We start from the raw sequence: 6,000 nt of genomic DNA, 5'->3' as shown, positions 1-6,000 counted from the left end.
GCGATCCGGCAGCGCAAGCTCGGCGTCGCGTTCCTGCCGGCATTGTCGGACGAGGCCGCCGCCGGTACGGCACGGCTGGCGCTGAAAGGCGCCAGCGAGGCAGGGCTTCTATGAATATGAAAAAGGTCGAACGTCTCGACGGCATCGGGCCGCTGGCGCAACGCTATCAGGTCTTCCTGCTCGACCAGTTCGGCGTGCTGCATGACGGCCAAGCTCCGTATCCCGGTGCGGCGGAGGCATTGTCCACGCTGAAGCGCGCCGGCAAGACCGTGGTGCTGATCTCCAATTCCGGCAAGCGCGCCCGGCCCAACGAGGATCGCCTGCTGAAGCTCGGCTTCGAGGCCGGCAGTTGGGACCATTTTGTGTCTTCCGGCGAGGTAGCGTGGCGACGTTTCCATGACATGGCGGCGGCAGGAGTGTTGCGGTCCGGCACGAAATGCCTGTTGATCAGCCGCGACGGCGACCGCAGCGCGATCGAAGGCCTGCCCTTCGCGCTGACAGAGGCCGGCGAGGACGCCGAGCTGGTGCTGATCTCGGCCAGTGAGGGGGACCGCCACGACCTCGACCATTATCGCCGGCTGCTGGGCCCGGCAGCGGCGCGGCAAGTGCCGTGCTTCTGTACCAATCCCGATAGGATCATGCTGACGGCGGTCGGACCCCGCTTCGGCGCCGGCGAGATCGCCGATCTCTACGAGAACCTGGGCGGCGGCGTCACCCGCATCGGCAAGCCCTATCCGGCGATCTTCGATGCCGCACTTGCACTGGCCGGCGAGCCGGACCGCCACAGGGTGGTCTGCGTCGGCGACAGCGTCGAACACGATATTGCAGGCGGCAATGGTGTCGGCATCGCCACCGCGTTGGTATTGGGTGGGATCCTGGCCGGCGCGCCTGACCTCGCCGCTGTTTTCGGCGAGCACAAGGCCTGGCCGGACTACATCACGGGATCGTTCAGCTTTCGCTGACCGCATTCAGCATACGCCTTGCGCTTTCCTCGTCGGTGATCAGGATTGTCGGCGCAATCAGATTCATGGCGCCGAGCAGCGCGTCGGTCTTCTCCGCGCCGCCGGAGGTCAGAATGCGGATCGGCGCCTTGCGCAGCCGGTCGACATCCACCGACATCACATGGTTGTTGACGGGATGGTCGACCAGATCGCCATTGCGGTCGTAGAAATGGAACAGAAGGTCGCCGACGGCGCCGCGCGCCAGCAGCGCCTCGCGGTCCGCTTCCCTGAGGAAGCCGCCGCGCGAGAAGGTGGTGGCCGAAGCGATGCCGCCGACACTCAGCAGAACGGCATCGAGCGCGTCGGCCATCTCAAAAACCTCCTGCAGGCCGCAGCGCTCGACCAGCGCGATCTTGGTCTCGACGCTGTCGACGACGGCCGGCGTCGGCATCAGATAGCCATCGCCCTGGAAAATCTGGGCGAAGCGCCACGCGAACTCGGCCGGGTTGACCCGGCGCGCGACGCCGACGCCACCAAGCAGCGAAATCACCTTGAAATCGGTCAGCGATTTGGCGCTGATGAACGGCAAGGTGTGGAACAGCGTATTGCCCCAGCCGACGCCGACCTGCATGCCGGATTTCATCGCGTCGGACAGGAACATGCCGGTCTTGGCGGCGATCGCCGGGATCGGATCGGCATTGGCCGCGGTCAACGGCGCCACCAGCGCCTGCTGCAGCCCGAAGGTCCTTTCGAGCGCGCGCTCCAGCCGCACGATCTCCAGAAGCTCGCTCTCGATGGTGATCTTGACCTCGTTGCGCGACCGCGCCTCCGCCAGCATGCGCACGATGGTGACGCGGCCGACGCCAAGCACATCGGCGATCTCGTTCTGCGTCATCTGCTCGACGAAATACATCCAGGCGGCGCGGATCCTGAGGCGGTCCGTTCGGCTCTCGCTGATGACCGGCTCGGTCGCTTCGGCTCCTGCCCGCCTTTCGGTGGCCCCCCTTTCCTCGGCCCCCTTTTCCTCGATTTGTCGTCCCCTGGCCAAATCATCCCTCCCCCGCGGCGGCGGACGCGCGCCGTCGCCGATTCTGCGTGCTGGTCTAGTATCGCCTATTGATCTACCAATCGATAGGAACAATGTAGAGTCGGTGGCCGCCCTACTGCAGCTGGCCCCGCACGGCACATTCGAGGCAAACCGCGATGCTCCGACAAATCTCCGAAGACGTCCGCGTCAACCTCAAGGACCGGCTGCGGGAAGTCCGCGACATCATCCGCCAGAGCCGTCATGACGGCAGCGGCGACGCCAGCGCCCTGCGCGAAGCCACCAGCCATCTTCCGCCGTTTCCGGGCAAAGGCATCGAAGGCCTGCTCAGCCATGCCGCGAGCGCCGTCGACGAAGCGCTGTCGATCGCCGAATCCTTCGTCCCGCATGAACGCCCGATAAGCGTCGATGGAACGACCGTCAAAGGTCTCGGCACCTATTTTCCGGCCGGGGACGAAGACCAGCAATTGAACGCCGAGCGCCTGTTCCGGCGCGACATGTACTATCTGAGCAAGGCCGTGCTTGCCGGGCTGAAGATCGAGAATGCCCGTATCCATGAAGCCGGTTTTGCCGCCGTCCACGCGGCCATGCGCAAGCGCCATGGCGATCTGTTGGCCGCGCTGGCCGCGCCGGGTGCCGGACTGCAGGCAATCGCGGCCACCTGCGCGGGGCTTTTGATCGAATTGCTCAACCAGCGCCCGGTCCGCTTTGGCGAAGCCGCGCCGGAATCGAATGCTGCTGGCGGCCGGGCGCTCGATATAAGCTGCCTGGCGCCGGTCGTCCTGGCTTGCGGCCTGGCGACAACCGGCCGCGACGGCGCGCCGGAGCCAGACATGCTGGAGATCGCGATGCTGGCCGCCGATATACGTCATGAGCGCATTGTCCAGGCCTGCGCCAAGGCGAGCCCGGTCGATGAATTGACCCCTGTCTTCGCCACCTTGCTTGCGCACCTGCCGTAAGGCCTCCCAGCGCAGCGGTCGCAGGAACTACTCCCCGGCCGCCATCGCCGTGATCGTCTTCTTGGCGCGCTGGATCGAGGCCGGGCTCATCGACAGCTCGGTCAGGCCCATCTTCAGGAAGGCCGGAATGAGATCCGGCCGACCTGCCGCCTCGCCGCACATGCCCACCATGATGCCAGCGGCGACCCCGGCCCTGGCCGTCAGTTCGATCGCCGACATCACGGCCGGATTGGTGACGTCGTTGAGCTTCGCAACCGTCGGGTTGAGCCTGTCGGCGGCCATGATGTACTGGGTGAGATCATTGGTGCCGATCGAGAAGAAAGCCACCTCCCTGGCCAGTGCCGGTGCGATCAGCACCGCGGCCGGGGTTTCGATCATCACGCCGAGATCGAACGTGGCGTGCGGCACGCCTTCGGCCTTGAGTTCGGCGGCGCATTCATCGACCAGTGCGCGGCTGCGCGTCACTTCGGAAATATCCGACACCATCGGCAGCATCACCTTGATGTTGCCGTGTACGGCGGCCCTCAGCAGCGCCCTCAGCTGGCGCTTGAAGATATCGGGCCGGTCGAGGCACATGCGGATGCCGCGCCAGCCGAGGAAGGGATTTTCCTCGTCGGGAAACTCGATGCCGGCGATCGGCTTGTCGCCGCCGATGTCGAGCGTGCGCACGATGACCGGATAGGGGGCGAAGGCTTTGGCCAGCGCCGCATAGGTCTCGGCCTGCATGTCTTCCGACGGCAGGTGCATATGGCGCATGAACAGAAGCTCGGTCCGGAACAGGCCGACACCCATGGCGCCGGCTTCCTGCGCAGCCTCGATCTCCTCCAGCGAGCCGATATTGGCCGCGACCTCGATAGTCCTGCCGTCCGCCAGCTTCGGCGTCACCGTCTTGAACGCGGTCAGGCCGGCACGCTCCTTGGCCGCCGCTTCGACGCGGCCGGCGAAATCGGCGCGTGTGGCCGCATCGGGGTCGATGATCACCTGGCCGCTGTTGCCGTCGAGCGCCAACTCTTGCGCCGTGCGCAAGGCATTGATCTTGTCGCCGAGGCCCAGCACCGCCGGAATGCCGTGCGAGCGGGCGATGATGGCGATGTGCGAGGTGGCGCCGCCATGGCCGCACACCACGCCGCCGATGCATTTCAGCGGCGCGCGCGCCAGATCCCAGGCGCCGATATCATCGGCGATCAGGATCGCACCCTGCGGGATATTTTCGAGGCTGACGTCGTCTTGGCCCAGCAGCACCAGGCAGATCTGCCGTCCGACCGCATGGACATCGTCGGCCCGCGCATTGAGGTAATGATCGTCGACGGCGCTGAAATCGGCGGCGATGGTGGAAGCGGCGGTGATCGTGGCCGACACCGCGTCATTGCCGCCCTTGATCGCCTTCTCGGCCTCGCCGGTCAGGCTGTCGTCGGCGGCGATATCCCTGAGCGCCGCGACGATGCCCCGGTCACCGGCCGACAAACTATCCTGCGCCAGCGCCCGGTCCATGCGCGCCTGGACGGCGACGACGGCGGCGCGGAACCTGTCGATTTCGCCGGCGATTTCTTCTGCCTGCAGCATGCGGCCCTGTCCCGCGATATCAGGCGGGAAATGCGCGAAGGCGGGTCCGATGGCGACGCCCTCGCTTGCGGCGACACCGCGCAAACCATTCGCCTCGCCTGATGCCGCCGGCGCGGATTGGGGCGCGGGCGCCGCTTCCTTGCCTGCCTCATTCGCCGGGGCGTGGGTGTCTTCGTCATCGAGACCCGCCTTGGGGTTCTCGAGATAGCCGATCAGCGCCTCGATCGCCTCGATGGCATCGGCGCCGTTCGCCCGCACGGTGACTTCCTGGTTTTCCTTGACCGCCAGCAGCATCAGCTTGACCGAGCTCTTGGCGCTGACCGCCTTGCCGTCCTTGACCAGTTCGACATCGGATTCGAAACCCTTCGCGAGCTTCACGAAGCGTGTGGCGGGGCGGGCGTGCAAACCTTCATGCACTCTGACGATGGTCGAGCGTTCCATGGCAAATACTCTGCTTTTTTGGGCGCCAAAGCCAGACTGGGCGGGGCGCGAGTGCTTTCAGGCGGCGATGGTGATGATCGCGTCTGTCTTCAGGGCGGCCACGAGGGCTTGGCGATCGACCTGCGATGCGCAGATCTCGCCCGGCCTTTCGGCCTCGGTGGCGCCGTTGAACGAGATGACGACGTGGCCCATCTCGAGGACCTTGCTCCAGGCGCTGGAGCCGACGGCGGTTATGACGGCGGTAACCGGACCAAGGGTGATCGACGCGCCCTTTTCAGGCGCGCCGTCACTGGGTCCGAGCTCCGTCTTGTGGAGCACCGAGACCTCGGCAAGCTCCGGCGGCGAGCCATCCGCGAACAGGATGACCACGCCGCCTTCGGCAAGGTCCGCCACTTCGGGTCCTATTGCCGTGACCCGTGTCTTGAGAAAAACCGACATATGGCGAACCTCGTTATTTCAGGTGTTTAGAATACGATCAGGGAGACGACCCAGGCGATCAGCACCGAGACCGGCCCCATGATCTGGCGGCTGATGAGCACCGCAGGCACGCCGATCTCGATGGTTTTCGGCTTGGCTTCGCCGAGCGCCAGGCCGACCGGGACGAAGTCGCAGCCCACCTGGGTGTTGTAGGCAAACAGCGCCGGCAGCGCCATTGCCGGCGAAATCGTGCCGTTGGCGATCTGCGGGCCGATGATGGCCACGCCGATGACCTGCGCGATGACGGCGCCTGGTCCCAGGATGGGCGACAGGAACGGCAGTCCGCAGATTGCCGAGATGATCAGCAGGCCGACGATGTTGTTGGCCAGCGGTCCCATCGGCTGCGCTAGCACGTCGCCGATGCCGGTGTACAGGATCAGGCCGATCAGCATGGTCACGAAGGCCATGAACGGCAGCACGTTGCGAACCACCTGGTCGATCGTGCGGCGGCCGGCATTGAAGAAGATGCCGACCACACGGCCCATGACGCGGCCGATCGAGCTGATCAGGCCGATAAGCCCGCCTTCGCTCGGCAGCGGCTGTGGCGCGGCGGCTGAAGTGCTGTTGTTTGAAC

At 65.7% G+C, this 6,000-nt stretch carries 5 protein-coding genes and 1 pseudogene; 2 read left to right on the top strand and 4 right to left on the bottom strand.

Annotation, left to right across the window (positions count from 1 at the left end):
* The first annotated feature begins 110 nt into the window (after positions 1-110).
* Positions 111-962: a TIGR01459 family HAD-type hydrolase gene (locus EOA36_RS24665; RefSeq protein WP_127279795.1), complete on the top strand. Its 852-nt coding sequence runs from the start codon at positions 111-113 to the stop codon at positions 960-962.
* Here the strand turns inward: EOA36_RS24665 and EOA36_RS24660 are convergent.
* Positions 949-1,899 carry a sugar-binding transcriptional regulator gene (locus tag EOA36_RS24660; RefSeq protein ID WP_245464457.1) on the bottom strand — a complete coding sequence of 317 codons (951 nt, stop codon included), beginning with the start codon at positions 1,897-1,899 and terminating at the stop codon, positions 949-951. The genes EOA36_RS24665 and EOA36_RS24660 overlap by 14 nt on opposite strands.
* A 245-nt stretch (positions 1,900-2,144) precedes the next feature.
* On the opposite strand from EOA36_RS24660, the gene EOA36_RS24655 reads away from it, so the two are divergent.
* Positions 2,145-2,945: a hypothetical protein gene (locus tag EOA36_RS24655; protein WP_127279794.1), complete on the top strand. Its 801-nt coding sequence runs from the start codon at positions 2,145-2,147 to the stop codon at positions 2,943-2,945.
* Positions 2,946-2,972: 27 nt separating this feature from the next.
* Here EOA36_RS24655 and ptsP read toward each other — a convergent pair whose 3' ends face one another.
* The 3 genes and pseudogenes from ptsP to EOA36_RS24640 form a co-directional block, all read right to left on the bottom strand.
* Positions 2,973-4,949, bottom strand: a complete 1,977-nt coding sequence (gene ptsP, locus EOA36_RS24650; RefSeq protein ID WP_127279793.1) for a phosphoenolpyruvate--protein phosphotransferase — start codon at positions 4,947-4,949, stop codon at positions 2,973-2,975.
* A 57-nt stretch (positions 4,950-5,006) separates the two neighbouring features.
* Positions 5,007-5,387 (bottom strand): PTS glucitol/sorbitol transporter subunit IIA, encoded by a 381-nt coding sequence (locus EOA36_RS24645; RefSeq protein WP_127279792.1) that lies wholly within the window; start codon positions 5,385-5,387, stop codon positions 5,007-5,009.
* Between the two features lie 26 nt (positions 5,388-5,413).
* Positions 5,414-6,000, bottom strand: a pseudogene (locus tag EOA36_RS24640) (PTS glucitol/sorbitol transporter subunit IIB); the annotation flags it as partial.

The organism is Mesorhizobium sp. M8A.F.Ca.ET.021.01.1.1, assembly GCF_003998025.1.
GTDB lineage: Bacteria > Pseudomonadota > Alphaproteobacteria > Rhizobiales > Rhizobiaceae > Mesorhizobium.
The sequence above is the reverse complement of the archived record's forward strand: the minus strand, read 5'-3'. Positions and strand labels throughout refer to the sequence as shown.

Excerpts from the sequence above, each read along its gene's own strand:
- EOA36_RS24665 (WP_127279795.1), top strand. The coding sequence starts at position 111 with ATGAATATGAAAAAGGTCGAACGTCTCGACGGCATCGGGCCGCTGGCG.
- EOA36_RS24655 (WP_127279794.1), top strand. The coding sequence starts at position 2,145 with ATGCTCCGACAAATCTCCGAAGACGTCCGCGTCAACCTCAAGGACCGG.
- ptsP (WP_127279793.1), bottom strand. The coding sequence starts at position 4,949 with ATGGAACGCTCGACCATCGTCAGAGTGCATGAAGGTTTGCACGCCCGC.
- EOA36_RS24645 (WP_127279792.1), bottom strand. The coding sequence starts at position 5,387 with ATGTCGGTTTTTCTCAAGACACGGGTCACGGCAATAGGACCCGAAGTG.